Source organism: Francisella halioticida (assembly GCF_002211785.1).
GTDB classification, from domain to species: domain Bacteria; phylum Pseudomonadota; class Gammaproteobacteria; order Francisellales; family Francisellaceae; genus Francisella; species Francisella halioticida.
This window is the reverse complement of sequence record NZ_CP022132.1, coordinates 493796-518995: the sequence shown is the minus strand read 5'-3', so window position 1 is coordinate 518995 and position 25200 is coordinate 493796. Positions and strand designations below refer to the sequence as shown.

Genomic DNA, 25200 nt, shown 5'->3' with positions numbered 1-25200 from the left:
ATACTAAAAATGAATAATTCTCAGAACAGTTTTATTAAGATTTTAGGATCTATAATGATTATTATCGGCACTATGATTGGTGGCGGTATTTTAGCTTTACCTATAATCACAGCAAAGCTTGGTTTTGTAATTGGTTCCATACTTATAATCGTAGTATGGAGTATAATGACCTATACAGCTATTGTTATAGCAGATATATCTTGCTCTATGCCCTATGGAAGCAGTTTTAAGACAATAGCTGAAAAATATTTAGGAAAGACTGGTGGAGTTGTTGCTAGTATAGCCTTTCTTATATTAATGTATTTTATAAGTACCGCTTATATCTCTGCTGCTGCATCATCCCTATCAACAACATTTCCAAATATCAATGAGAACATATCTTCTTTGCTTTTTGTAATTATCTTTGGAAGCATTGTGGTGCTTGGAACAAGATTTGTTGATTATGCTAATAGATTTTTCATAATTCTAAAAATACTTGTTCTAGTGATATTGTGTGTTGTCTTTAATAAATATATAGAATCAAAAGACTTACTTGTAGCTCCTGTTGATCTTGGAGTATCACTTGTTATTGCTATACCTATTTTTACAACTTCATTCACCTCTCATATTATAGTACCTGCGTTATCTGACTATCTTAGCAAAAACTCTAAAGATCTAAAAAAGGTAATTATAATTGGAAGCATTATCCCTCTTATATTATATATAATATGGGTTTCAACTATCTTAGGCGTGTTACCTTTACATGGATCTGTAAGCTTTATGGGTTCGATTTTTAATCATATCCCTGTTGATAAAGCTAATATTGGAGATATCTTAACAGCCCTAGGAGATAAAGTCAGAACGCCCGTTACATCAGCAGTTTTACATATATTTACATATGTTGCAATTATGACATCTTTTTTAAGTGTTAACTTGTCATTATTCCACTTTAATCTTGATACGTACAAGCTATACAAAGCAAGAAAGATTATTGGTTACTCAATCGCTACACTTTTAACATTTGCTGTACCTTTAATCATAAATCAACTTGATCCTGATATATTTATATATGCTATGACGTGTGTTGGTTTATCAATCGCTGTACTCTTGATGATAATGCCTGCCCTTATGGCTCTTAAAATCAATAATCTTGGTGAAACTTTTAACTATAAGATATCAAAATATAAAAGTTTATGGTTAATTTCTTTTACTTCTGGTGTAATAGTTATACTGTGCGTTGTAATTTAAACCAATTGCCCAACATGGATAATCTAGATCACATAAATAACTTTCTAAATGACCTTCTATACCTTAGAAACTACTCTAAAGAAACTATTAGTAACTATAAAAGAGATCTAATACAGCTAAATAATTTTCTAGATAAAAAATCTATAACAAATTTAAGCTACAATGATATTTCAATATGGGCAAAGAAACTTCACTCCCAAGGCAACTCAACAAAAACTATACAGCGTAAACTTAGCTCTATTAGAAGCTTTTTTAACTTTCTATTGAATAATGAAATAATAACAAAAAACCCAAGTTTAGGTTTAAAAGCACCAAAAGGAGAAAAAAAGCTCCCTAAAGCAATAAATATAGATGAATTAGCCTACTTACTTGATATAAAACCATACAACAATATTGAAACTAGAGATATTGCTAGCTTTGACCTTTTATATAGTTGCGGCATTCGTCTTAGCGAGTTATCTTCGATACAAGTTAAAGATATAAATATAGAAAAGAAAAGTGTCCGGGTTATTGGCAAGGGTAATAAAGAAAGAGTAGTATATTTTGGTTCTAAAACATTAATAAATCTAAAAAGATGGTTTGACATTAGAGACTCTTTCAGCCCCAAGTCTGATTATCTTTTTATTTCACATAATGGAACTCATCTTACTAACAGATCTATTCAAAAAAGGCTAGAAATATTTGCTCAAAAATATGCCACAAAACATATACATCCGCATATGCTTAGACATTCTTTTGCCAGCCATGTTTTAGATTCATCTAAGGACTTACTTGCTGTAAAAGATTTACTAGGCCACGCTGATATATCCAGCACACAAATATACACACACCTAAACTTCCAACAATTAGCAGATGTTTTTGATAATACTCACCCTCGAGCAAAGAAAAAATGATGATAATAAGCACCCTCGATGAACTAACAAAAAATCATATCAATAAACTCACCGATAACAAGTTTGAGTATACTAAATTGCAAGCTAATAAATTTCTTTGCTATGATAATAGCATACTAAAACTTTCAGATAAAAATCAAGAATTATTCATAGATTTTAATAGTAATGATATTCTCAATAGAATAAACCCAAAATCAAAAAAATGTAGTGTTGTTCAAGCTATAGAGGGTCGCTCTAAAGAGAAGCTAAAGATATTAGATACAACAACTGGATTAGGTAGAGATACTTTCACATTAGCATCTAGAGGACATCAAATTACATCTATAGAAAAAGATGTCTACATATATTTACTCCTTTGTGATGCACTATATAGAGCATCACAAATTGAGTCAATATCTCATATAGCCACAAATATTACATTAATCAACTTAGATAGTAATCAATATATACTAACTACTGAGCAATTATTTGACTGTATATATGTTGACCCGATGTTTCCTCCTCGCAGAAAAAGTGCAAAAGTCAAACAAGATATGCAGATACTGCACAAGATCGCATTTAATGACGAGAATCATAACACACTACTTCTAAAAAACATCCTAAAAACGCAAAAAGCTAAAAAGGTTATTGTCAAAAGACCTATTTATGCGGAATTTCTTTATAATAAAAAACCTTCTTCACAACTTAAAGGAAAAATTAATAGATTTGATATTTATAGTCTATAATCTCTCACTTCGCTTTACATCAGTATAAGAGGCAACAAGCAAAAGACCTGCAATGAATAAACAAATAGCTGAAGCCCAATAATAAGCAGAAAAAGCTTGAATATATTCTGGTGCTGATTTGATAATAACTGCTGAATTGCCATAGCTTACTGCATAGCTAATAAACACTACTGCGATAAACAACAAACCTATAGACATTCTAAGCGCTATCAAAATAGAACCTATAACGAATAACATATAACATAAATAACCAAAACCAAATAATATATCGTAATTAAGTATTGCTGGATTTATATACTTATACATAACTCCGACCCATACAATTAAAACAACTAAAGATGTTGTTATAGCTATTAATTTCTTTTGTTTTGTTGCTTGTACATATATAGGCTCTCTAAGCCAAACAACTCCTGCTAGCACAGTCACAAGTATCTGAGCAGATAAGTAAATAAAAGAGCTTGATAAACCATACTTACCATAAATAAAAACTTTTATTACTAAGCTAGCTAATACTAGAATCCATGCAAACTTAATATTCTTAAGAACCAAAAATGCAAATATAAGCAAGCAGACATTTGCTATACAATCATAAATCACATAATTTAGGGTAATCATAACTCTCCAATATTATTTAAAAATCTACCTAATAGATTTTAATATAAAAACATATATAATCATAAATATAAAGTTTTTTTAGAATAAAGAGATCTATGAATTATTTGAAAGCTATTCCCGCATTGATACTAGTTAATTTATTGATTATCAGCACCAGCTACGCAGATGGCACTATATATACTTGGAAAGCAAAAGATGGTAGTACTGTATTTTTACAGACGGCTCCTATTTTTGAGCAAGAATATGAGGAAGTTGGAGTACACTTTAAAAATGAAGTTCATGAGAAATATCCCGCAGAGAAGCAACTAGCCTCACTTAAGCAGAGTAACCTATATATTCAAGAACAAATAGATACTGCTTCTACTAACCATAACAAGTCAACAAATGGTGCTTTAAATGTAAAAATAATCTCTCCAGCAAATGGAGAGAATAGGTTTATAGCTTTCAATAGTACTAGAACCAACTCTTACAGCCGAAGATTTTAAATGGAATACCTTATCCTGCTCACTTTGAAAATGGTGTATGGAAAGTTAATAGACCTAACCCAGGCCCAGTTAGTATAGCGGTTAGAGGTAGTACAAAAGATCACCAAACTATAACCTCATCACAAGATACTAACTTTAATAGAAAACAAGTCTTCGGTAGATAAATTTCACTTACAAATACTTTTGATTATTAATAATTTTATATATACTTAAATATAGTTATTACAATGAGAATTTGATAAATATCAAAATTTAACAAAACCATCTTAAGTTTGATATTTGCGATGTACTGTACTTCAGTTTTTGCGGAAAATGGAATATCTCAAGTCTATTCTTGGCGCTCAGAAACTGGAAATGTAGTTTTCTCAGAAACAAAGCCAAGTGATGATGTAGATTATAAAGTTATAGAAGTTGGTAAGCCTACAATCATAAATCCTAGAGGTAAACAAGGTATCTCCAATGCTACTACAAAAACAGTAAATATTAACCAATCCGATGTGCAAAGACTTTCAAATTCAGCTCTAGCTGAAAAAAACATGCAGACCTTGGGTAATGACAATCAAAACAGTGATTTAGAAGTCAAAATAATATCTCCTAAACAAGATGCTAATATCTTTAACAAGGAAGAACATATTCCGGTAGTTACAGTCCCTGAAATTCCACAGGACGATAAGCCTATATTTGTAGTAAATGGCTCAACAATACCAGCAAAATACGAAAGTGGTCAATGGCAAATACCACGACCAACTCCTGGACAAGTTAAATTAAGTATAGCAGGACAAACTTCAAGTGGAATGAATATTCGTTCAGTAAATGAGACTACATTTTTTATTAAAAATGGTTGGTATGCGCAATCAGTAAACACTGGCATAATAAAATCAAAATCTAATTAATGCTTAATCTTTTTCCCACTCTACATGTATAAACTTCTCTGGACTTTTTTCTTTTAAGTGGCTTAGATTAGGGCAGTTAGAAGTATGTATCACAACGCCTTTCGAAACACTCATATACCCTTGTATTTGATCAGGGTATACAGGTTGGCAACATTTAGCCAACTCATACTTCATATCATCAAATCCTGAGACTAGGACTTTTAGTATTTTTGGCTTGCCAGCTATAATCCTAGGCTGTTTCTTAATAAATTTTTCTCCTGCTGAATAGGTATCAATAATATGATTAACTATACTATTTATTCTTACCGTACCATTCTCAACAGCAGCAAATAAACTATCACTACTTTTCATATTAAACTTAGATGCAACCTCTATAAAATCAATCTCTTTGAGATCATAGCCCCTAAGCTCTTTAGTAAGTCTATCTTTGCCAAGAGCTATATTATCCTCTTTATTTTGTTCATTAAACCATTTAATGACTCTAGATCTATTACGAGCTGAAGACAAGTAGCCTAGCCCTTCCGATGCCCAATCTTTACTTGGATTTGGCTCTTTTTGAGTTAAGATTTCGGCTTTATCTCCTGTGCTTAGCTTAGTTGTTAATGGTACTATCTTACCATTTAACTTAGCTCCTTTAGTACGATGACCAACCATTGTATGAACAGAGTAAGCAAAATCTAAAACTGTAGATCCTTCTGCCAGATCAATTAACTCATTAGCTGGAGTAAATATATAGAGTCTTTTATTAAGCTCTTTAGTGAGGTCACTATCATCATCGTTAATCTCTCTTTCCCACTCTAGTAGAGATCTTAACCATGCGACTCTTGCTTCATATGAGGCATCAAACTTAACACCTTCTTTATAACGCCAGTGGGCAGCAAATCCTAATTCTGACTCTTCATGCATTTTATGGGTTCTAATTTGCACTTCAATATTTTGATTCTGATAGTGTACAACGGTATGTATCGACTTATAACCATTTGGCTTTGGATTTACAATATAATCACTAAACTCTTCTGGGATTGGAGAGTAAAGATTATTAACCTCTGCTAAAACCTTATAGCACTCATCAATACTATCTGTTACAACCCTTACCGCTGTAATATCATATAAATCATCAAGATTTTTATAGTTTTTATTTTTTAACTTTTTATATATGCTGTATATATGCTTAACTCTTCCTTGTATTGCATCATCTAAACCATATTTTCTTAATGCTAACTTTAATTGTCCTATTACATCATTTAAAAAACTTTCTCTTTGCTTACGAGTCACCCCTAATTCTTTAGCAATTTCTTTATATTGATTTTGTTGTAAAAAGAAAAAAGCTCTATCTTCAAGCTCCCACTTTATAGCGCCCAGTCCGAGCCTGTTTGCTAAAGGTGCATAGATATCTAAGGTCTCACGAGCAATAACACATTGAGTTTTATTATTTAAAGATCCTAGATGACGAATTGTACATAACTTATCAACAATTTTAACTAGCACAATCCTAACATCTTCTATTATCGTTAATAACATTTTTCTAAATGTATCAATTTGTTCAAAAGAAATGTTATCTGAACGGTACATTCTAATAGCCGACATCTTACGAGCACCTTGTAAAATTTTAACGACGGTAACGTTAGTTGCCTGCTCTACCTCTTCGTCTGTGATATCTCCAAAATTATACAATTCATAGAGTATACCTGCCGAAACAGATTCCTCATCAGCTTTAATTTTAAATAATACATATGCCATTTCAATAGCATATAAAAAAGAATTAATTCCAGTAGGGTGTCGTATTGATTCAGCACTCTTAATTTTCAAAAGTTCTAGTGCCGCAGCTATAATTTCAAACTTATCATCAATGTAAAAGCTTTTAAGCTCAGAGACCAAGAGGCCATCTTTTATTTGACCATCGCTGTCTAAAAGTTTAGAGTCAATAACTTGCATAAATACCCACTTTTTTATAAAAAATACAAAGTCAATCTATAAGCCGGGTTCTGTAATAAACAGTCATTTATCTAGATCTACTGTCACCAGTAAACTCAAGCGACCTACCCTGTCACTGCGCGAGCAACGCATTAGTAACGCTATTTGGTCTTGCTTTAGATGGGGTTTACAATGCCACTGAATGTTACCACCAGTGCGGTGTGCTCTTACCACACCTTTTCACCCTTACCTTAAAAACTAAGGCGGTATATTTTCTGTTGCACTTTCCGTAGACTCACGCCTCCCAGATGTTATCTGGCATCTTGCTCTATAAAGCCCGGACTTTCCTCACTTAAAAAGCGCGACTGTCCGATTAACTTTGTATTTATTAGTTTTCTCTAACTTTTGTTAGTTCAATAACACTATTAGATTTTACCGAATTATACTCCTCCTGCAAAGACGATATTTTAGAATTATAATGTTTTTTTATTTTTATAACCTCAGACTCTAAATTCATTCTATCATTATTTAATTTTAGACGATATTGGTTATATTCTTCTTGTAGGTTTACTCTATCATGTTTAACAGCTTGAATAAGCTTAAATAACTCAATTAACTCATCAGAAAACTGATTAATTTTTTCAACACTAAAGCTCTCTATACTAGGAGTTTTATTATATCTATAGTTTGTAGACTTATTCGCTATTTTAGATTTCTTTTTAATATCAAAGTTAGGTTTCTTCATAAGAAAATAATTAAAAGATTTAAAAGTTAATGAAATTATATATGTGGTAATCTATCAAAGGCTACTAATAATTGCAATCCTATAATACTTACTCCACTAAATAATATTACCATAAGGTATATTTTGCTTATAAAATTATTTCTTAATTGCTTTGTTCTGACGACCCAAACCATGATAGCTGGTTGCACTATTAGTAAAACTGCAACAAATATACTTGCATAGCCTAATGCTGCTATAAAACTATTCACAAAATATATTGCAAATATTAAAGGTGGTACCAACGTTATAACAAGAACCAGAAGCTTTTTTATTTTTTTCTCAGTATCAATACTATAAAGATCCCTATTGAAGGAAAATAATGCTAGAGCAACACCTAAGAATGATGTAATAATCGCAAAGTTTTCAAATAGTTTTATAAAAATTAGTGAGCTATTTTGACCTAGTTTATCATAAGCTGCAGCTAATGTTTTTCCTGTTTCACTAAGCTCAACAAACCCTCCTTGACCATACAAGCTTATAGTACCCAAAGTAGCTACAACCCATACCAAATAAATAAGTAATGGCGTAAATGCACCTATTGCAATAGTTCTTTTAAAAACTTTGTCATTTTCAAAATAATTTCTAATTGCAGGAATAACAATATGAAAACCAAATGAAGTAACAAGAATCGGTATTGCAAACAAAACATATCCGCCACCTAATGAACCTCCCTCTAAAAGAGAAGCCTGTATACTAGGAGCAACAAAGGATATAAATAATAAAAATGCTAGAATCTTCAAACTTAAGAATATTTCATTAACTCTAAAAACAACTCGAATACCTTTATATATAAAAAAACCAAACACTAGGCAAAATAAAACTTTTGCTATATTAATATTTTCTAATTCAACCCAACTAAATACATATGTTTTAAAAAGTTGACCACCCATAAAAATATAAGCAGTAAGCAAAGAATATAGTAGTAATAAATAAAAAACTAAATTTAATACTCTACCTGGTTTACCCAATATATTACTAACAATAGAATCCATATCTGTACCTAAAGGCTGAGATATATTTGCCTCAATAATTAGTAAAGCTGTTGCATACATAATTATCCAAACTAGAAACAAAGCCATCACTGCATAATTAAAGCCTACTGCCGCTACAGCAAAAGGGATACCTAACATCCCTGCTCCTACTGCAGTACCAGCTATTATAGCTACTGCTCCTATCTGTTTTACAATTGAAACTTTCTTCACGACAGTTCTCTTTAAAGATAAAATTTATAAAATACTAAAATTATAACAATAACAAATATTTAAAGTCATTAAATTTATAATCTAAATTTAACCTTATATTTTATAATAGTTTAATTTGTTTCTCATTGCACTTAAAACAAATCTAACTAATCCTAATCATAAAATCAATAATAAACTAGATATCTTATTAACAATAAACAAGTCATGTTAAATTTTAAACATATGAAAAGCTTAATAAGAGTTTATTATATATAGTTCTAAAGAAATATTTTTAATTTTTTAGATTTGTAGAAAATAAACCAAATTAGGATATAAATAATGAGAAATAAATTAAACTAACACCCCTTTTAATGTGCTCACTAATAGGTCTAGGATCTTTTTCTGTAGCAAATGCAGCTGATGCGTGTATACTACCCCAATAAATTAAACAATATTTTCAATTATTTAGTTCCCATCTAAGCCGCCCGTTTTTCCAATAAGTTATCGTAATAAAATTCCATAGGTTTTTTATAATTGATAGACTCATGAAATCTTCTATTATTATAAAAATCGATATAATCATCCACATCGTTTCTTAGTTCAACAATGCCAGGATATTGATTTAAATAAAATCTCTCACATTTAGCACTTCTCCAAAATCTTTAGATGCAAATGTTATCAGTTGCTCTACCTTTACCATCCATAGATATAGTAATTTTTTTATCTAATAATGTTTGGATATGAATGTTAGATGTGTACTGGCTACCTTGATCAGTGTTAAAGATATCAGGTTTACCATATTTAAATAACGCTTCTTTTAACACACTAGTTGTTAGATGTGTATCCATAGTATTAGAAATCTTCCAAGCTAGTATTTTCTTGCTATGCCAATCTATTATGGCTGCTAAATATGCATACCCACATTCTAGTCTAATATACGTGATATCAGCACTCCATACCTTATTAGCTTTATCTATAACAACCTGATTCGTCTCATTTTTAAATACATTAAGTAAGTATGGATATTTATTGTGTTGCTTATTAATGACAGTTGTCTTTTTTTTAGGATACAATGCCTTAATACCCATTAATTCCATAGCACTTTTGATTAGCTTCCTTCCAACTAGAAATCCTAATCTATTTAGCAACTTTACTAGACTTCTCGTACCATAATATGGATGTTTAGTATGTATCAAATCTATTGCATTTAATAGTTTAATATCATCATTACTACTAAATTTTGATATTGGTGTATAATAGTACACACTCTTAGATACAGATAATAGTTTAAGCTGATTATTTAAAGGTAATTCTAGCTTAGTATCTACAGAGTTTACTCTATCATTTGATGATACCAAGCTTTTTAGCTTTCCCATTAAAAAATCCCTCTCTACTATTACCTCGACTAGTTCTTTACTTGTTGCATCTTTATCTTTTCTAAGCTCATCTATTTCCTGCTTATACTCCTTAACAACAGAGCTTTTATCAAATGCTAAGCAAGCATTAGATAAAAATTGCTGCTTCCAATTGTGCACGTTTTTAGGAAGTAAATCATACTTACTTGCTATCTCATTAACTGTCATATCGCCTTCTAGCAATTCTATAATTACTTTAGCTTTAAAATCAGCTGTATACGTTACTCTTTTTTTACTCATTTATCTATTTCCTAATTTATCTAGTTAACTTTAACATCTAGGAATAAAAATCTTTCTAAAATCAGTAGCTTTTTATGGGGACATTATAACTTTCTTGGAACTACAATTATGGACTATTTGGAGACTACTATAATAGCCATATTGCTAATGGTAATACAGTTGATCTGGTTGCTAATCCAGAGCTAGTTCTTAAAGATCATAAAATTGGTTGGACATCTGCATTATGGTTTTGGATGACACACCAGGCACCTAAACCATCAGCACATGATGCTATAACTGGCATATGGCAACCTAGTAGCGATGATAAAGCTAAAGGACGTTATGTAGGTTTTGGTATCTATGAATATTATTAACGGTGGCTTAGAGTGTTCTAAACCAACCCCTGCTAAAGTTGACGGCAGAGTTGCATTTTTCAAACGTTATGCTCAAATGCTAAATACAACTACAGGAGATAATCTATACTGCAATAATATGCAACATTACTAAAAATAATTTTAGTTTATAAATTTCTTTCTTGATCTTAGCAGATAATCTCTGCAAACTTATCTGCATATTTCTCAAACTCTTCTATTTATGAGCATTCAAAGAAAAGCTATCTTAGCTCTTTTTGTAGTTACTATATTGTGGGGAGCTACTTTCCCTCTGATAAAAATTTCTCTAGCTTATATCTCACCAGGATTATTTGTGGCATTTAGACTGGGTCTTTCATGCCTACTCTTTATACCAGTCATTATAAAATCGAACTTTAAGCATAAAAAATATCTGCTAAAAGTTGGTGCTATTTTCGGATCATTAGAGGGTTTAAGCTTTTACTTTCAGACTCATGGCCTATATACAATATCATCAAGCGAATCTGCTTTTCTTACTGCGCTAAGTGTTATTATGATTCCTTTTATTGCTAGCATTTTCAAACTTGATCGTTTAACTATCTATAGCGTAATTGCATCACTTGTATCATTGTTAGGAATATATGCGCTTTCTGGAGCAAGTTTCAGTAACTTCACCATAGGGTATCTCTGGTCAGTATTATGTGCACTAGCTTATGCTTTATCTGTAGTCTATCTAAGCTATGAAACAAGAAAAAATCACAATACAGAAGTTTTCAAAGATTTACGCCTACTCATAATACTTCAAATTATTTTTGGTATACCTATTCCTCTTATTTCAGATATTCCATCAATGTATTTACAATTAAACTATATCCTATTAATTTCTCTGGCTTTTTGTTCAGTTACAACCATTATTTGCTACTACCTACAGAATACATACCAAAAATATTTAAGTATGGCTGAAGTAGCTGTAATATTCTCATTTGAACCTATCTTTGCCACTATTTTTGGTAGAATAATAAATAACGAAAAAATATATTTATCAACTATTGCTGGTGGAGTGCTTATACTTGCAAGTTATTTTATAATTGAGATAGGAAATAAAAAAAGCAAAAGGCAAAGTAATTAAGCCCTTGGATCAAAACTCATTTTCTCTTGCATCTGTTTATAAAATTCTTTTTTATCATCTGTATCTGCAAGAGGTAATTTAACATCATAAACTATATAGAAGTCACCTCCTCCAAGACCTTTACTTTTTATGCGCATTTTACGACCTGACTGACTCCCTTCTGGAACTTTCATTTTTTTCTTACCATAAGGAGTCTCTATTTCTAAGGTTGTTCCTAAAGCTGCCTCCCATGGCGCGATATTTATATGCTCATAAACATCATTTTTATCAACTTTATAATTTTTGTGATCCACCACTTCTATCTTTATATATAGATCACCTGCTGGAGCATTTGCCCCAACACCTACACCACCTTTACCTTTGACACGTAATTTTTTACCATTTCCAATAGCAGCTGGTATATTAACATCAACATTTTTGTGTTGCATCGTAGGCACACCATTAGCTCCATCTTCTTGGTAACTGTAAGAGACTGAACGCTTACCACCTTTTATGGCATCTTCTGCATTCAACCGCAACGATATATCAATATCTTCACCTTTTCTAGCTCTTGGTTGGGCACCACTAAAGCCTCTAGCTCCACCTCCAAAAAGATCGCCAAAAACATCACCTAGATCTTCAAAGTTAAAGCTTTGAGATCCACCTCCCTGAGAGAAACCACCAAAGCCTCCGTCAGGACTGCCACCAAAACCACCTTGCTGAACTTTGTCCCAATTCTCACCATATGTATCATAGAGCTTTCTTTTTTCTTTGTCTCCTAAAACATCATATGCTGTTTGGATTTCCTTAAATTTATCTTCCGCCCCTTTTTCTTTATTAACATCAGGATGATATTTCTTCGCTAACCTTCTATATGCTTTTTTCAAATCAGCATCTGAAGCATCTTTACCCACTCCAAGTAAAGAATAATAATCTGCCATATTTTAAACTCCTAAAACTTTACAAAATACATCTATAAAACCATACAGACATACTAAATTAATCTTTCTAAAATTCACCTATTAATAGATATAGGGTTTATTTAAAGAAAAACAAGGAATATTAGAAAAAACTATTAGTCTATGGTCTTTGAATCTTTATAGTACATTCCGATACTTTGAGGTGCTGTTGATTTAAAACCAAACTTTTCATATAAGTATTTGGCTTCACCATCTGCTATTAAATTTAAATAAGATGTCTTAGGCGCATTTGTAGTATAGTATTCTATTAAATCTGCCATAATTACTTTACCTAGCCCCTTACCTTGATATTCAGATAACACAGCTATATCGACTACCTGAAAGTGACAGCCTCCATCACCAATAATTTTTCCCATCCCTATGGTTTTTTTATTTTTATCTTTGAGATGCATCCCATACCATGAATTCTGTCTTGCAATTTCTGCAGCATTAACTGATTTAGGGCTAAGACCGGTCTTTAAACGCAGCATGCAATAGTCTTCAACAGATGGACTAAGCTTAACAACTTCATATTCAAACATTACTACCTTTTACCTATGTAGATAATAGCTATAAACTACTTACTAATAGCAACCGTCTTATATATTAAACCTGCTAATATTGCCCATAAATAGTTAAACACTATGTTCATAATAAAAACTTCCACACCAGCGTTTGATGCAAAAATACCCTTACCAGATAATGGCATAAGAACTAAAAAATTAAAGAAAATAACCGCTAAACCTATAATTGAACTTTTAATAAAAATATTCTTTGATAAAGGTAAAGCAAATAGTATCGCCCATACTCCTCCCCATATCATTAGTCTATAAAGCGTATACTTAAACTGATCATTAAGTTCAACACCTTGTTGTCGGATAAAAGTAAAAATAAAATACAATACCATCGCACTAATTAAACCCGCCATGAACCCCACAAATGAGTTATTTAGAAAATTTTTCAATTTATTTCTACTTTACATTTATAAACCAACTTATAAAAATATAAATGTTCCTAACGATTCAATCAAGCTAAATCATCTTAATAAACTAGATAATCTTCATAAAATTAATTACTATCTTCATATAAAGCTTTTTTAAAATTATAAAATGTTAGAAAATACACAGCGAGATTACTTAACTGAAATAAATAAAAATAATTATAAAAAAATCCTTTTTTTACAGGAGATAAATACTCCAATAGGAATTATAATAGCAATAGCAGATAATGAATATCTGTATACTTGCTGCCATCTAAAAGACTCAAAACTCCAATCAATTGAAAAAATTCTCAAAATATATTCTGCAAAAGTAACTTTTAAAAAAATAAAACTCTAGAAAAAACTGAGCTTGAGTTAGATAAGTACTTTAATAAGAACTTGAAAAATTTTTCTATTCCACTTAAGTTAACAGGTACAGAGTTTCAAAAACAAGTTTGGCAAGAATTGTTAAATATCCCATACGGAGAAACTATTAGTTATCAACAGGAAGCTATAAATATTGGCAAGCCTACTGCATTTAGAGCTGTTGCAAATGCTAATGGTAAAAATCTCCTACCCATAATTATACCTTGTCATAGGGTAATCAATGCTAATGGCAAACTCGGAGGCTATACTGGCGGATTAGAAAAGAAAAAACTTCTACTAAAACTTGAAGGGCGTAAGTAATTTAGTATCATCTAAATTCTAGCTAATTGATGTTTTTAAAATATCATCTACCCCATTAGAAAAATTTTTAAATAATTCATCAAACACCTCTTTGTTAATACAGTAATAATTTTTCTTTCCTTCTACTTTCATACATAAAATATCTATTTTATTTAACTCTTTTAGATGTTGAGATATAGTTGCTTGTGCAAGAGGTAAGCGTTTGACTAAATCGCCTACACATTCTTCTTCTTGCAAAAGTGTTTCTAAAATCATGACCCTCGCAGGATGAGATAAAGCCTTACTCAATAGAGTAATATCATTATATTTTTTATCAAATAGTTCTTCTTTCATTTTGCATTTATTCTTATTTATTTCCGATCAAAATCAGATATGAACACGCTAAGCCTATACATGTTAATACCAATCCAGTACATAGTAAATATATTAAGGAAAAAGATATAATATGAAACATAATTAAAATAGGAATAATAACTCTGGATAAATTTAATACTAAAGAATAAAAACCATTATAAAATGAGAAATTATGCTCAAATATATCAGAAATAAGCAAAGGCTTACTAATAGTTGAAATACCTAAACCCATGCCAAATACAATAGAAAAAATAGGAAGGATATAGATATTTAAATAAATAGATATGAAATATAAGAGACTACCAATAAAGATAAGTACATTAGCAATAAGATTGATATAATGACTACTCAAATAATTATATCTACTGATAACAACCCTTCCTATAACTTGAGATGCTCCTATTATTGCGTAGCTAGTAAGCACAAAAGAAGTATTATAGCTTTTTGACTGAAGAAAAATAAAAGCTTCAAAAAATATAATAGTCTGCGTAGCACCTTGAGATAACATTATTGTTGTAATAGCTAAGGATTTTTTTGTGATCTACCCCGTCAATTTGGGACAGTTTACTACTTCATTTTCCATTATATATTCAAATTGATATGGAGTCATATAATTTATTGTAGAATGTCTCCTTTTTGTATTATAGTAAGCTTCAATATATTCAAATATTGATAGTTTAGCTTCTTCTCTAGTTTTATATCTTTCATCATGTACTAACTCTACTTTTAAAGTTCCAAAGAAACTTTCACAAGCAGCATTATCGTAACAGCATCCTTTAGAGCTCATACTTGATAGTAGCCAGGTTCTTTAATAATGTCTTGATATTGTTTGCTACAGTACTGTGACCATTTATCAGAGTGTATAATCACACCACTAGGAAAATTTCTTCTAAAGAATGCCATATTTAAAGCATTACAAACTAAATCCGCTTTCATCCTAGAATCCATTGCCCAACCAATAACTGATCTTGAGAATAAATCTATAATCACACAAAGATACAGCCACCCCTCTTGTGTAGGTACATAAGTTATATCTGTAACCCACCTATGATTTACAGATAAAGCAGTGAAGTTTTGTTCTAATAAATTATCAGAAACATGTTTGTTGTGGTTAGAATCTGTAGTTTTCTTATGCTTACGAGCCGCTTTAGCATGTAAACCAAGTAATTTCATACGTTTAGATACTCTAGGTTGAGTAACTTTCCAACCCATATCTTTAAGCTCTTTGTATATCCTAACACTTCCATATCTAGATTTATGTTCATTAAAATAGCATCATCTAGTTCAGCATCATTATATTGCCTTTTACCTATAGGTTTATGAATCCATCTGTAATATGAAGATGTGCTCACATTCAAAGATTTACATAGTGTTGTTACTGGCATAACTTTATAATGCTCCTTAATAAAGGCGTACCTTACAGATTTTGCTTTGCAAAGTACGCTGTGCCTTTTTTAGTATTTTACGCTCTGTTTCTGCCTGTTTGAGTTTTTTCTTCAAATCAGTATTTTCAAAAGATAGTTGCTGGTACTGCGTTTTATAATCTATCTTTATTTCTTTCTGAGGGTTTGACATGGCTTTGGATATCCAACTGCAAATGGTTTTATATTTAACCCCTAAATTATCTGCTATTTCTCGTCTATTTGCATCTGGTTGTAAACATAATTTAACAGCTTCATCTTTAAACTCTTTTGTATATCTCATCTTGTCTCCTTTTCTTAACACCTAAGTGTCCCAAATAGGAGGGTATGATCAGCTATCTTAAAGTCTACATAAATAAATATAGGAGAAACAAAAAAATAAGTAAAAGTACTAGCGAATCCACTAAAAAAAGTTAGCTGGATTACATACCTCCTAAAGACACTATATTATCTGTATTTTGTTCAAAATAAGTTATAACACCATCTAACATTAAGAATGATAAGCTTAACCCCATTAAGAAAGCACTTATGACAAATATAAAATAATTAACCTCTAGTGATAATAGTATAAATGCAAAAATAGCACTCTTGGAGATTTTTTCTTTAAGTTATTTTCATTAAATTTCTTTTCTACCTTTTTTACTGAATAATTAAGGTACATACATAAACCTTGAATTTCATCTAATCGTAATATTACGATAATACATGGCAATAAAATTAATATCAATATAAATCGTATTTTTACGATAATTATTGATTTTTACAACATATATTAAAGCTTTTACAAAATCCTCTTCCTATGCAACCAAATCCATATAAGTGGAATCGCAATAATTATTATATCCACAACAACTAAAATTGTAGTATAACGAAGTATATCTTTAACATGGGAAAATCCTGGTGGTAAAAATCCAAGTATAAAGCCTAATGCACACATAAATATGGCTATCAACGACATAGTTACTAATAGCCAATTAGAATTTCTCTTACCAACATGGAAAACCCTATGAGTATCTGGTTGAGTAAATCTAAGGCGAATAGCAGCTACAAAAACCATAATCCAAGTTACTACTGTAAATTGGGAAGTTATAGCAATTAATAAAGCAAATGCTGCATAAACTGATGGCATTATCAAAAATACTGTTGATAAAACAATAACTATACAAACTTGTATCATAAGCATATTAACTGGCATATTGAACCTATTTTTACCAGCCATCACTTTTGGAAAAAGCTGTTGTTCTGCAGCTGTTTGCATCCCCCTAGCTGGACCTAAAACCCATGTACTAAGAGCAGCTAACATTCCAATGCTTATCATAACAACTATTAAAGGCTTAATATCTCCTAAGCCTATGATATTTAAAACTTGTGAAATGCCTTGTATTAGACCGTTTAAGACATTTACATCTTTTACAGGAATAATAATATTTAAACCTACTGTTGTCAAAACAGTCAGAGAAACAATTATCAAAGTAGCTACTAATATTGACTTAGGAATATTTTTCTCTGGTTTTTCAATATTTGTCATATGAAAAGCCACTGACTGAATACCCGAATATGAAGACAGAGTTTTAACTAAAAGAGCATAAGTTCCTAAAGAAAATGCTGGTAAAACATCACTGACCCCATGATATTCTAGATTACTTTGCCCTGTTACTAGAAAATAAATTGCCCCTAATATTAATAATATCCCTGGTATTATCATTCCAAATACAGCACCTATTATATTAAGAATCACAACTTTCTTTAAAGGTAAACAGTTAAATAAGCTTATAGCAATAAATACACATACCATTACCAACCAAAAAGAAACGCTTGTATGGGTGTTTTCTGCAAAACCTCTAAACCCAATATAAGAAAATGTTGCGATCAAAGCTGTTACAGAGCTAGGAAAGCCTACAACATTATTGAACCACTCCAACTACATTGCAAGCATACCTGCTTTTTCACCTAGCTCCGCCTTAACCCAGCTAAATACTCCGCCATTATTTTGCGTAATCATACTGCTAAGCTCAGCACATACAAGTGATGTTGGCAATAAAAATGTAACTGCAGCAATTAGATAAAAGAAAATACTTTGTAGTCCAATTGTTGCCATATAAGCTATAGAGCTTAGACTAATTATCGCTGAGATGTTTAGCATTGTTAATGATAACGTTGAAATTTTTTTATTAGATAAACTCATAGTTAATTATTAGCCTTATATAAAATATTCTTTAACTTCTGGTCTTAGATTAAACTGTCCCAGCAAACACAATACGGTTAGGATTAATGCCTTGCTCTAAAGCTCTTTTTATTTCACCCCCACTTACACAATCTATACCCATATTATGCTTTTTAACAAAACTAATAATTTCAGGGTTATGGTTTGCTTTTATTGCATAATGAATTTCAGCATTTTTAAATTTTTTTGCCAATTCTTCTTTTGCTCTAGTAAAAGTATTATCTAACAACGTAGTATCATAAATATAGCAAGGTGTTATTAAAGAATTACTCCTTATATAATCAACCAACCTTTCATTATCAAAAATAATGTAATCTTTCATTTTATTTTATTTCCTTGAGACAAATCTGGTAAACACCATGACTCTTGTAATTTATTATAAATATCTTGAGGTAATTGAACTAATGTTGGAAACTTATCGGTAATTAACCATTCTGTAATATCTTTAATATTTTCTACAGACATAGCTGTACAACCCTCTGTACCTATTTCTTTAGATCTCCATTGATGCATAAAAATACAAGATCCTAGTTTAGGTTTAGTAGGATTTTATTATAAAAAATCTCAACACCATATTTATACAGTGGTATTTCTGTCATCTTCTCAGAAGAACTCCAATCACAATCAACCTCTTTAACATTTACTATTTGATTATAGTATTTTGAATTACTATCATCGACACATTCTATTCCTGTAACAATAGTTGTATATTCCGTATTACTAAGACTTTTATTGTCAAATCCAAAAGATTTACCAAGTCCCATAACTCCTGCAGGAGCTTTATTATCTGCTTCTTGCTTTAAAGTAGATTTTATTATTCTTTGAAATGAGCTATCCACCCACGCTAAACCTTTTTTACCAACTACAATTGGTATAGCTAATTTAATTGGTAGCCAATCATTCTGCTTATCTTTATTAAAAAGCCATAACTTATCCTGAACACTTTGCCAATCTTCAGTTATAACTACGATAAGTTGCTGAGCTTTTTTTATAAGTTCTAATGATTCTTCATACCCCATTATTAAACCTTTCTCCTATAGATTCCAAGACAATATTTATAAAATTGATATTGAACAAAATACTCATTTTTTATCGATAAAAAATACACTGGCTAGTAAAGCCTAAATAATAATTTATAATTTGTAAATTTTTTACATAAAAAATTTAATTATTTGATTTTTATTAATAAGAAAATATTATAAAATCATATTAATCAAACTTAGTTAATAGTAAGCTAGGAAGTTGGATATTAACTTATATAAAATAGAATGTTTATAAATTATAATTATTTTATAGTAGATGAGAGAATTTTGTTTTACAATAAGTATTCTCATAAATTTCAAATCACAAAGGAGATGCATAAATGAATGCTCAAAAATACATTGATAGCGTAATTGCTCAAGTAGAAAAAAGAGACGGTCACGAAAAAGAATTTATTCAAGCTGTGAAAGAAGTATTCTCTACTCTTAAGCCAGCTTTAGAACAAAATCCTAAATATATCGAAGAAAATATTTTAGCTCGTATCGTTGAGCCTGAAAGAGGCATTTCTTTCAGAGTTCCATGGGTTGATAGAAATGGTGATGTTCAAGTAAACAGAGGCTTTAGATATCAATTCAACGGTGCTATAGGTCCTTTTAAAGGTGGTATTAGATTCCACCCTAGCGTATATTCTGGAATTATTAAGTTCCTAGGTTTTGAGCAAGTTTTCAAAAACAGTTTAACTACACTTCCTATGGGTGGTGGTAAAGGTGGTGCTGACTTTGATCCTAAAAACAAAACTGAGCAAGAAATCATGAACTTTTGTCAGAGCTTTATGATGGAGCTACAACGCCATATTGGCCCAAGTAAAGACGTTCCTGCTGGTGATATTGGTGTAGGTGGTAGAGAAATTGGCTATATGTATGGTCAATACAGAAGAATTCGCAACAGTTTTGAAAATGGTGTATTAACTGGTAAATCTCTAGAATCTGGTGGTAGCTTGATCCGCCCAGAAGCTACTGGTTATGGAGCTGTTTTTTTCTTAGATGAGATGCTTAAGCATAATGGCGAAACTATGGAAGACAAAACTATAGTAACTTCTGGTTATGGTAACGTTGCTTGGGGTGTATGTAAGAAAGTTGCTCAACTAGGTGGTAAAGTTGTTACTATCTCTGGTTCAAAAGGTTTTGTCCATGATCCTGAAGGTATCACAACAGAAGAAAAAATTGAGTTCTTGCTAAAAATCCGTAATGGTGAAAAAACTATGCAAGATTATGCTAAAGAATTTAATGCTAGTTGGCACCCAGGTGAGAAGCCTTGGGGTATAAAATCTGATATAGCTATCCCTGCAGCTACTCAAAATGAAATTGATGTTGAAGAAGCTAAGAAGCTTATTGAAGCTGGTGTTAAATACGTTGTTGAAGCTTCTAACATGCCTACTACTAACGAAGCCATCAAATTCTTAATGAAAAAAGGAATAAACTTAGCCCCTGGTAAGGCTGCTAACGCTGGAGGTGTAGCTGTTTCAGGTTTAGAAATGTCTCAAAATTCCGCTCGTCTATCTTGGACATCTGAAAAGGTAGAAGCTAAGTTACAGCAAATTATGGCTAATATTTTCCATGCTTGTAAGTTTGCCAGTAGTAAATATGACCTTGGCTATAATTTAGTCGCTGGTGCTAACCTTGCTGGTTTTGAAAAAGTAGCTGATGCTATGATTCAACAAGGCAGATATTAATCTCTTTCTTCTATTTCTTTTTCCTAAAAAATTCAAACAGCTGATATACTTTCTTTCATAATATATAAATAACATATGTTTTTTCTATCATGGTGATACAAAATAAATTTGATGTGATAATTATTGGTGCAGGTGCCGCTGGGCTTATGTGTGCTATCGAAGCTGCAAAAAGAAATCGCTCCGTACTTATACTAGATCATGCCAATAAAGTTGGTAAAAAAATACTAATGTCTGGCGGTGGACGTTGTAACTTTACTAACTATAATATTTCACCTGATAAATATATAGCTGATAATCAGCATTTTATGAAATCAGCATTCTCTCGCTATACTCAGTGGGATTTTATATCCTTAGTAAGTGATTACCAAATACCCTTTCATGAAAAAACTTTAGGACAGCTTTTTTGTGATAATAAAGCTAAAGACATAGTTAATATGTTATTAGATGAGTGTAAAAAATATAATGCTCAGATAAAATTACATACATCAATAGAAAATATAACAAAAAAAGAAGATCTGTTTAATATAACAACATCAAATTATACCTATACATGTGATTCTATTGTTATTGCTACAGGCGGATTATCTATACCAACAATGGGAGCTACCGGATTTGGCTATAAAATTGCAAAAAAATTTGGTTTAAAAGTAAATTCTCAGAGAGCTGGGCTAGTACCATTCATATTTCATCAAAAAGATCAAAAAAAGTTCAGCCAACTCAAAGGAATTTCAGTTTTTTGTAGAGTATCTAATGGTGAAACACATTTTGATGAAAATATTCTTTTCACACATAAAGGTTTAAGTGGGCCAGCTATTTTACAAATATCCTCACACTGGAATACTGGAGACCCTATCAAAATAAATCTATCGCCAAATATTAAAATTAATGACTTTCTAATTCAAAAAAAAGAGTTTGGCTCAAAATCTATTATAAAAACTATATTATCAGAACTACTTCCTAAAAATTTTATCTCTATTTTTTTTGCAGAAGAACTACTAAAAAAAAGAATCTGTGACTTATCTATTGATGATATAAGGGCTGCCCACAATAGCTTGCATGAATGGACTATATACCCTCAGACCACTGAAGGCTACCGTACTGCTGAAGTAACATTAGGAGGTGTTAGCTGTAACGAACTATCATCAAAGACGCTAGAATCAAAGAAAATTAAAGGACTTTATTTTATTGGTGAAGTTGTTGATATCACAGGATGGCTTGGTGGTTATAATTTTCAATGGGCTTGGGCTTCGGGTTGGGCAGCTGGACAAGTTGTATAAGAGCAAAAGCTGCGCTATAATGATCACTTAGACATAGATGAGTTGCTAACATAATATGAAAATCCCCGCTTCAAAAGAACTAGATATTAAGAAAGCTATATTAAAAGCTATAGAGAGTAATACAAGTCCTGCTAAATTAGCAGATAGCTACGGTGTATCCAAAAGTACAATTTACAAGTATCGTAGAATGCTAGCAGATCAAGGATTCATCAAGAAAAATGAAAATGGCGCTTATATAATTCAGCCAAATAAATTTTCAACAAAACCATCAGATGTTCCTAAAACAGCGGATCTTGAATTATCATATCAAAATGAAAGCTTAGAAGTTAAAAATAGTGACTCTACACATACTAAAGAAGATCATCACTTACAAAGTACTGATCAAACAGAGTCTAAAGAATGTGAAGAAGTAGAAGTAAAAATATTAAAGAAAAAACAAAACTTCACACCAACTAAAGAGTCAAATATTGAAAACAAGGGACTTTTTAAAAAGTTTTTAGGTAAATTTAAAAAGAAAAAAAGCTAATTTCTTCTTAAAAACTTGATTAAATATACTAGCAAAAAAGCCACTGATCCTAATATTAAGCCTCCTACAATACTGCCTAGATATAATGGTCGCCAAAATTGTTCTATGTTTTGCATAACATAGTTTGCATAAGCTTGCCAATTCACTATATTAATATTTAATCCTAGTAAAAAACTACCAAAAATATAATTAGCAAAATATATTGGTAGCCATGTGATTGGATTACTAATCCATACGCATATTATAGCTATAGGAATATTTGCTCTTAATAAACACACATAATAACTGTTGGAAGCATTTGAAAAGGCATAGAAATCATCATCCAAAATAAGCCTATCATTAAAGCTCTTGCTGCGGAGCCATAACTTAAATGCCTCAAAGGTTTTTTAAGCAATTTCTCTTCTATAAACCTAAGGCCTTTTGTTTGGCCAAGAGATTTTTTTAATTTTACAAGCTTACGGGCTCTAGAATAGTTCATAATAAACTATTTAATCTTAACTGTAGAGTTTTACATAACTATTATTTTAAACTAAACTACCAAGTAGTTATAAAATAAATAGATTAAATATGAAAAAACAATCAGTATTAGTAACAGGATGTTCTCATGGAGGTATAGGCTATGCCACGGCTGTTCATCTTAAAGAGCTAGGTCATCAAGTTTTTACATCAGCAAGGAAGCAAAAAGATGTCGATGCTCTAAATGCAGAAGGCTTTGAAACGTATTTAATTGATGTCACTGAGTATCAAAGTATTGATAATGCCCTAGAGAATATCTTAAACAAAACAAATGGAACTCTTGATGTAGTATTTAACAATGCTGGATACGGCCAAGCAGGAGCCTTGGAAGATATTAAAACCAAATATCTAAAAGAACAATTTGAGACTAATTTTTTTGGACTTCATTATCTAACAACAAAAGCTCTAAAAATAATGCGTAAACAAGGTTATGGTAAAATAATACAGCATAGTTCTGTATTGGGGCTTGTTTCAATGAAATATCGTGGTGCCTATAATGCTAGTAAGTATGCTATTGAAGGACTAACTGATACAATGCGCTTAGAGCTTCAAGGCTCAAATATATTTATGACTAGCTTAAACACAGGTCCTATAACCAGTAAATTTAGAGAGAATTCTATTAAAACTATAAAAAATATTAATTATGAAAACTCTGCTCATAAAAATGACTATGCTAGAATACTTGTTCGACAAAATAAGCCTATACCATTTAATGAGCCTGCATTATCTGTTGCTAAAGTAGTTGAAAAAATAATTAACTCCAATAAGCCTAAACCAAGATACTATATAACAAAAGCTACTTGGATTATGGCAATACTAAAGAGAATATTATCAACAAGTACCCTTGATAAAATTTTAAAGAAATATTAATTAAGCTTTTTGAAAATCTTCTTGCACTATAGTCATTATAGAACCATAATTTGGTGTCACATAGTCACTAGTTGAAGCGAACTTACCTTTAGATAACTGCTGACTTTGAAGCTTACCTGTTAATAAAATAATGCCTAAATTCTCTTTAGGATCGATAATAGTCACCATTCCAGTGAAACCTGTATGACCATAAGTTTTATTACTTGCATAATCACCCATCATCCATGCCATTTTTTTATCATTACCAGCTAATCTCCATCCTATGCCATAGGTATCATCAGTTCCTACAGGAGATGTAAATAAATCTAGAGTTTCTTTATCAAATAAAGTTACATTATTATAACTGCCTTCATTTAATAATAGCTTAACTAAAACTTCTAAGTCTTCTACATTTCCAAATAAACCTGCGTGTCCAGATACCCCTGCCATGCTATAAAAAACTTTTTCATCGTGAGCATTTCCCCTTATAGGATTTTCACACATATTGTTATATGGAAATTTTAGACCATATTGATCAACTGACCAATTACCTATAGCTGTTTGGGCTATCTGCTCAATACTAATACTTTTATTTAGAGGATTATAAGTTAAGTCTATTCCCAAAGGCTGATATATTTCTTGCTCAACGTATTTGTTCAAAGGCATATTTGTAATATTTTCAATAATTACTCCTAACAACATAAAATCTGTATCACTGTATATATTCTCTGTGCCAGGATTATATTCTCTTGGTACAACAAGATGGTTTGGATTATTACCACTATCATTCCTACCAGTGATAAAATCTACGGTTGTTGCTCTATCTTGTGAATAAAAGCCATTTTGCCCTACAGTTTTACCATTATGCATAATAAACTGTCCCTAT

At 31.1% G+C, this 25200-nt stretch carries 27 protein-coding genes, 1 other RNA gene and 5 pseudogenes; 12 read left to right on the top strand and 21 right to left on the bottom strand.

What is annotated here, in order from left to right:
• Window positions 1-9: 9 nt before the first annotated feature.
• From CDV26_RS02870 to CDV26_RS02860, 3 genes are read left to right on the top strand one after another with little or no spacing between them, the layout of a single operon-like run.
• A complete protein-coding gene (locus CDV26_RS02870; protein WP_088772018.1) occupies window positions 10-1227 on the top strand; it encodes an amino acid permease in 1218 nt (405 codons plus the stop codon).
• 14 nt (window positions 1228-1241) lie between these two features.
• Window positions 1242-2120, top strand: coding sequence for a site-specific tyrosine recombinase/integron integrase (gene xerA / locus CDV26_RS02865; RefSeq protein ID WP_088772017.1), 879 nt, complete (start codon window positions 1242-1244; stop codon window positions 2118-2120).
• Between the two features lie 5 nt (window positions 2121-2125).
• The gene (locus tag CDV26_RS02860; protein ID WP_420809893.1) at window positions 2126-2845 is read left to right on the top strand and encodes a class I SAM-dependent methyltransferase; all 720 of its coding nucleotides are present in this window, start codon (window positions 2126-2128) and stop codon (window positions 2843-2845) included.
• Here CDV26_RS02860 and CDV26_RS02855 read toward each other — a convergent pair.
• A complete protein-coding gene (locus CDV26_RS02855; protein WP_088772015.1) occupies window positions 2840-3460 on the bottom strand; it encodes a hypothetical protein in 621 nt (206 codons plus the stop codon). The two genes, CDV26_RS02860 and CDV26_RS02855, sit on opposite strands and share 6 nt — an antisense overlap.
• Before the next feature lie 95 nt (window positions 3461-3555).
• On the opposite strand from CDV26_RS02855, the gene CDV26_RS02850 reads away from it, so the two are divergent.
• Window positions 3556-3945: a hypothetical protein gene (locus CDV26_RS02850; RefSeq protein WP_245806488.1), complete on the top strand. Its 390-nt coding sequence runs from the start codon at window positions 3556-3558 to the stop codon at window positions 3943-3945.
• 242 nt (window positions 3946-4187) lie between these two features.
• The gene (locus tag CDV26_RS02845; RefSeq protein ID WP_169709741.1) at window positions 4188-4838 is read left to right on the top strand and encodes a DUF4124 domain-containing protein; all 651 of its coding nucleotides are present in this window, start codon (window positions 4188-4190) and stop codon (window positions 4836-4838) included.
• Between the two features lie 3 nt (window positions 4839-4841).
• Here the strand turns inward: CDV26_RS02845 and CDV26_RS02840 are convergent, their stop codons facing one another.
• From CDV26_RS02840 to CDV26_RS02820, 6 genes are all read right to left on the bottom strand, one after another.
• A complete protein-coding gene (locus CDV26_RS02840) occupies window positions 4842-6773 on the bottom strand; it encodes a RelA/SpoT family protein (protein WP_088773433.1) in 1932 nt (643 codons plus the stop codon).
• 23 nt (window positions 6774-6796) lie between these two features.
• Window positions 6797-7133: RNase P RNA component class A (gene rnpB / locus CDV26_RS02835), an RNA gene on the bottom strand.
• 7 nt (window positions 7134-7140) lie between these two features.
• Window positions 7141-7497: a hypothetical protein gene (locus tag CDV26_RS02830; RefSeq protein ID WP_088772013.1), complete on the bottom strand. Its 357-nt coding sequence runs from the start codon at window positions 7495-7497 to the stop codon at window positions 7141-7143.
• A 35-nt stretch (window positions 7498-7532) separates the two neighbouring features.
• Window positions 7533-8738 carry an amino acid permease gene (locus CDV26_RS02825; RefSeq protein WP_088772012.1) on the bottom strand — a complete coding sequence of 402 codons (1206 nt, stop codon included), beginning with the start codon at window positions 8736-8738 and terminating at the stop codon, window positions 7533-7535.
• Between the two features lie 455 nt (window positions 8739-9193).
• The gene (locus CDV26_RS12860; protein WP_212789763.1) at window positions 9194-9325 is read right to left on the bottom strand and encodes an IS3 family transposase; all 132 of its coding nucleotides are present in this window, start codon (window positions 9323-9325) and stop codon (window positions 9194-9196) included.
• 54 nt (window positions 9326-9379) lie between these two features.
• Window positions 9380-10372 carry an IS3 family transposase gene (locus CDV26_RS02820; protein WP_245806487.1) on the bottom strand — a complete coding sequence of 331 codons (993 nt, stop codon included), beginning with the start codon at window positions 10370-10372 and terminating at the stop codon, window positions 9380-9382.
• A 140-nt stretch (window positions 10373-10512) separates the two neighbouring features.
• On the opposite strand from CDV26_RS02820, the pseudogene CDV26_RS13915 reads away from it, so the two are divergent.
• Window positions 10513-10858: pseudogene (locus CDV26_RS13915) on the top strand (glycoside hydrolase family 19 protein).
• Window positions 10859-10945: 87 nt separating this feature from the next.
• Entirely contained in the window at window positions 10946-11830 is an 885-nt protein-coding gene (locus CDV26_RS02805) for a DMT family transporter (RefSeq protein WP_088772009.1), read from the top strand.
• On the opposite strand, the gene CDV26_RS02800 is transcribed toward CDV26_RS02805, so the two are convergent.
• From CDV26_RS02800 to CDV26_RS02790, 3 genes are all read right to left on the bottom strand, one after another.
• Window positions 11827-12750 (bottom strand): DnaJ C-terminal domain-containing protein, encoded by a 924-nt coding sequence (locus CDV26_RS02800; RefSeq protein WP_088772008.1) that lies wholly within the window; start codon window positions 12748-12750, stop codon window positions 11827-11829. The two genes, CDV26_RS02805 and CDV26_RS02800, sit on opposite strands and share 4 nt — an antisense overlap.
• A gap of 134 nt (window positions 12751-12884) precedes the next feature.
• A complete protein-coding gene (locus CDV26_RS02795) occupies window positions 12885-13310 on the bottom strand; it encodes a GNAT family N-acetyltransferase (RefSeq protein WP_088772007.1) in 426 nt (141 codons plus the stop codon).
• 35 nt (window positions 13311-13345) lie between these two features.
• On the bottom strand, window positions 13346-13696 hold the full coding sequence (locus CDV26_RS02790; protein WP_088772006.1) for a membrane lipoprotein: 351 nt from the start codon (window positions 13694-13696) through the stop codon (window positions 13346-13348).
• A 181-nt stretch (window positions 13697-13877) separates the two neighbouring features.
• Here CDV26_RS02790 and CDV26_RS13780 point away from each other — a divergent pair.
• Window positions 13878-14434 (top strand): annotated as a pseudogene (locus tag CDV26_RS13780) (methylated-DNA--[protein]-cysteine S-methyltransferase).
• 18 nt (window positions 14435-14452) lie between these two features.
• On the opposite strand, the gene CDV26_RS02775 reads toward CDV26_RS13780, so the two are convergent.
• The 8 genes and pseudogenes from CDV26_RS02775 to CDV26_RS02740 all read right to left on the bottom strand — a co-directional run bounded on the left by CDV26_RS02775 (window position 14453) and on the right by CDV26_RS02740 (window position 19452).
• Window positions 14453-14767 (bottom strand): ArsR/SmtB family transcription factor, encoded by a 315-nt coding sequence (locus CDV26_RS02775; RefSeq protein ID WP_088772003.1) that lies wholly within the window; start codon window positions 14765-14767, stop codon window positions 14453-14455.
• 562 nt (window positions 14768-15329) lie between these two features.
• Window positions 15330-15575 (bottom strand): IS3 family transposase, encoded by a 246-nt coding sequence (locus CDV26_RS02765; protein ID WP_088772001.1) that lies wholly within the window; start codon window positions 15573-15575, stop codon window positions 15330-15332.
• Window positions 15572-16000, bottom strand: coding sequence for an IS3 family transposase (locus tag CDV26_RS02760; RefSeq protein ID WP_088773432.1), 429 nt, complete (start codon window positions 15998-16000; stop codon window positions 15572-15574). Before CDV26_RS02760 ends, CDV26_RS02765 begins: the two co-directional genes overlap by 4 nt.
• Entirely contained in the window at window positions 15958-16173 is a 216-nt protein-coding gene (locus CDV26_RS11895; protein WP_088771820.1) for a hypothetical protein, read from the bottom strand. The genes CDV26_RS02760 and CDV26_RS11895 overlap by 43 nt, the downstream gene beginning before the upstream one ends.
• 16 nt (window positions 16174-16189) lie before the next feature.
• Window positions 16190-16513 (bottom strand): transposase, encoded by a 324-nt coding sequence (locus CDV26_RS02755; RefSeq protein ID WP_157671333.1) that lies wholly within the window; start codon window positions 16511-16513, stop codon window positions 16190-16192.
• A gap of 477 nt (window positions 16514-16990) precedes the next feature.
• A pseudogene (locus CDV26_RS02750) lies at window positions 16991-18394 on the bottom strand (APC family permease).
• Window positions 18395-18452: 58 nt separating this feature from the next.
• Window positions 18453-18755, bottom strand: a pseudogene (locus tag CDV26_RS02745) (diaminopimelate decarboxylase); the annotation flags it as partial.
• A pseudogene (locus tag CDV26_RS02740) lies at window positions 18752-19452 on the bottom strand (L,D-transpeptidase family protein). The pseudogenes CDV26_RS02740 and CDV26_RS02745, both read right to left, overlap by 4 nt.
• 344 nt (window positions 19453-19796) lie before the next feature.
• On the opposite strand from CDV26_RS02740, the gene gdhA reads away from it, so the two are divergent.
• The 3 genes from gdhA to CDV26_RS13775 all read left to right on the top strand — a co-directional run bounded on the left by gdhA (window position 19797) and on the right by CDV26_RS13775 (window position 22949).
• Complete coding sequence (gene gdhA, locus CDV26_RS02735; protein ID WP_088771999.1) at window positions 19797-21146, top strand: NADP-specific glutamate dehydrogenase; 1350 nt, start codon at window positions 19797-19799, stop codon at window positions 21144-21146.
• 89 nt (window positions 21147-21235) lie between these two features.
• The gene (locus CDV26_RS02730; protein WP_088771998.1) at window positions 21236-22423 is read left to right on the top strand and encodes a BaiN/RdsA family NAD(P)/FAD-dependent oxidoreductase; all 1188 of its coding nucleotides are present in this window, start codon (window positions 21236-21238) and stop codon (window positions 22421-22423) included.
• A 55-nt stretch (window positions 22424-22478) separates the two neighbouring features.
• The gene (locus tag CDV26_RS13775; protein WP_088771997.1) at window positions 22479-22949 is read left to right on the top strand and encodes a replication/maintenance protein RepL; all 471 of its coding nucleotides are present in this window, start codon (window positions 22479-22481) and stop codon (window positions 22947-22949) included.
• Here CDV26_RS13775 and CDV26_RS02720 read toward each other — a convergent pair.
• The gene (locus CDV26_RS02720; protein WP_157671399.1) at window positions 22946-23227 is read right to left on the bottom strand and encodes a DUF2062 domain-containing protein; all 282 of its coding nucleotides are present in this window, start codon (window positions 23225-23227) and stop codon (window positions 22946-22948) included. The genes CDV26_RS13775 and CDV26_RS02720 overlap by 4 nt on opposite strands.
• The gene (locus CDV26_RS11890; protein WP_157671395.1) at window positions 23215-23427 is read right to left on the bottom strand and encodes a DUF2062 domain-containing protein; all 213 of its coding nucleotides are present in this window, start codon (window positions 23425-23427) and stop codon (window positions 23215-23217) included. The genes CDV26_RS02720 and CDV26_RS11890 overlap by 13 nt, the downstream gene beginning before the upstream one ends.
• An 89-nt stretch (window positions 23428-23516) precedes the next feature.
• Between CDV26_RS11890 and CDV26_RS02715 the strand changes: the two genes are divergently transcribed.
• Window positions 23517-24335 carry an SDR family NAD(P)-dependent oxidoreductase gene (locus tag CDV26_RS02715; RefSeq protein WP_088771995.1) on the top strand — a complete coding sequence of 273 codons (819 nt, stop codon included), beginning with the start codon at window positions 23517-23519 and terminating at the stop codon, window positions 24333-24335.
• Here CDV26_RS02715 and CDV26_RS02710 read toward each other — a convergent pair whose 3' ends face one another.
• The gene (locus tag CDV26_RS02710; RefSeq protein ID WP_088771994.1) at window positions 24336-25184 is read right to left on the bottom strand and encodes a serine hydrolase; all 849 of its coding nucleotides are present in this window, start codon (window positions 25182-25184) and stop codon (window positions 24336-24338) included.
• Window positions 25185-25200: the final 16 nt, after the last annotated feature.

Bases quoted from the DNA above. Each gene is read 5' to 3' on its own strand.
- CDV26_RS02870 (WP_088772018.1), top strand. From the start codon at position 10: ATGAATAATTCTCAGAACAGTTTTATTAAGATTTTAGGATCTATAATG.
- xerA (WP_088772017.1), top strand. From the start codon at position 1,242: ATGGATAATCTAGATCACATAAATAACTTTCTAAATGACCTTCTATAC.
- CDV26_RS02855 (WP_088772015.1), bottom strand. From the start codon at position 3,460: ATGATTACCCTAAATTATGTGATTTATGATTGTATAGCAAATGTCTGC.
- CDV26_RS02850 (WP_245806488.1), top strand. From the start codon at position 3,556: ATGAATTATTTGAAAGCTATTCCCGCATTGATACTAGTTAATTTATTG.
- CDV26_RS02840 (WP_088773433.1), bottom strand. From the start codon at position 6,773: ATGCAAGTTATTGACTCTAAACTTTTAGACAGCGATGGTCAAATAAAA.
- CDV26_RS02830 (WP_088772013.1), bottom strand. From the start codon at position 7,497: ATGAAGAAACCTAACTTTGATATTAAAAAGAAATCTAAAATAGCGAAT.
- CDV26_RS02820 (WP_245806487.1), bottom strand. From the start codon at position 10,372: ATGAGTAAAAAAAGAGTAACGTATACAGCTGATTTTAAAGCTAAAGTA.
- CDV26_RS02805 (WP_088772009.1), top strand. From the start codon at position 10,946: ATGAGCATTCAAAGAAAAGCTATCTTAGCTCTTTTTGTAGTTACTATA.
- CDV26_RS02800 (WP_088772008.1), bottom strand. From the start codon at position 12,750: ATGGCAGATTATTATTCTTTACTTGGAGTGGGTAAAGATGCTTCAGAT.
- CDV26_RS02795 (WP_088772007.1), bottom strand. From the start codon at position 13,310: ATGTTTGAATATGAAGTTGTTAAGCTTAGTCCATCTGTTGAAGACTAT.
- CDV26_RS02790 (WP_088772006.1), bottom strand. From the start codon at position 13,696: ATGGCGGGTTTAATTAGTGCGATGGTATTGTATTTTATTTTTACTTTT.
- CDV26_RS02775 (WP_088772003.1), bottom strand. From the start codon at position 14,767: ATGAAAGAAGAACTATTTGATAAAAAATATAATGATATTACTCTATTG.
- CDV26_RS02765 (WP_088772001.1), bottom strand. From the start codon at position 15,575: ATGAGCTCTAAAGGATGCTGTTACGATAATGCTGCTTGTGAAAGTTTC.
- CDV26_RS02760 (WP_088773432.1), bottom strand. From the start codon at position 16,000: ATGGGTTGGAAAGTTACTCAACCTAGAGTATCTAAACGTATGAAATTA.
- CDV26_RS11895 (WP_088771820.1), bottom strand. From the start codon at position 16,173: ATGCCAGTAACAACACTATGTAAATCTTTGAATGTGAGCACATCTTCA.
- gdhA (WP_088771999.1), top strand. From the start codon at position 19,797: ATGAATGCTCAAAAATACATTGATAGCGTAATTGCTCAAGTAGAAAAA.
- CDV26_RS02730 (WP_088771998.1), top strand. From the start codon at position 21,236: ATGGTGATACAAAATAAATTTGATGTGATAATTATTGGTGCAGGTGCC.
- CDV26_RS13775 (WP_088771997.1), top strand. From the start codon at position 22,479: ATGAAAATCCCCGCTTCAAAAGAACTAGATATTAAGAAAGCTATATTA.
- CDV26_RS11890 (WP_157671395.1), bottom strand. From the start codon at position 23,427: ATGAACTATTCTAGAGCCCGTAAGCTTGTAAAATTAAAAAAATCTCTT.
- CDV26_RS02715 (WP_088771995.1), top strand. From the start codon at position 23,517: ATGAAAAAACAATCAGTATTAGTAACAGGATGTTCTCATGGAGGTATA.
- CDV26_RS02710 (WP_088771994.1), bottom strand. From the start codon at position 25,184: ATGCATAATGGTAAAACTGTAGGGCAAAATGGCTTTTATTCACAAGAT.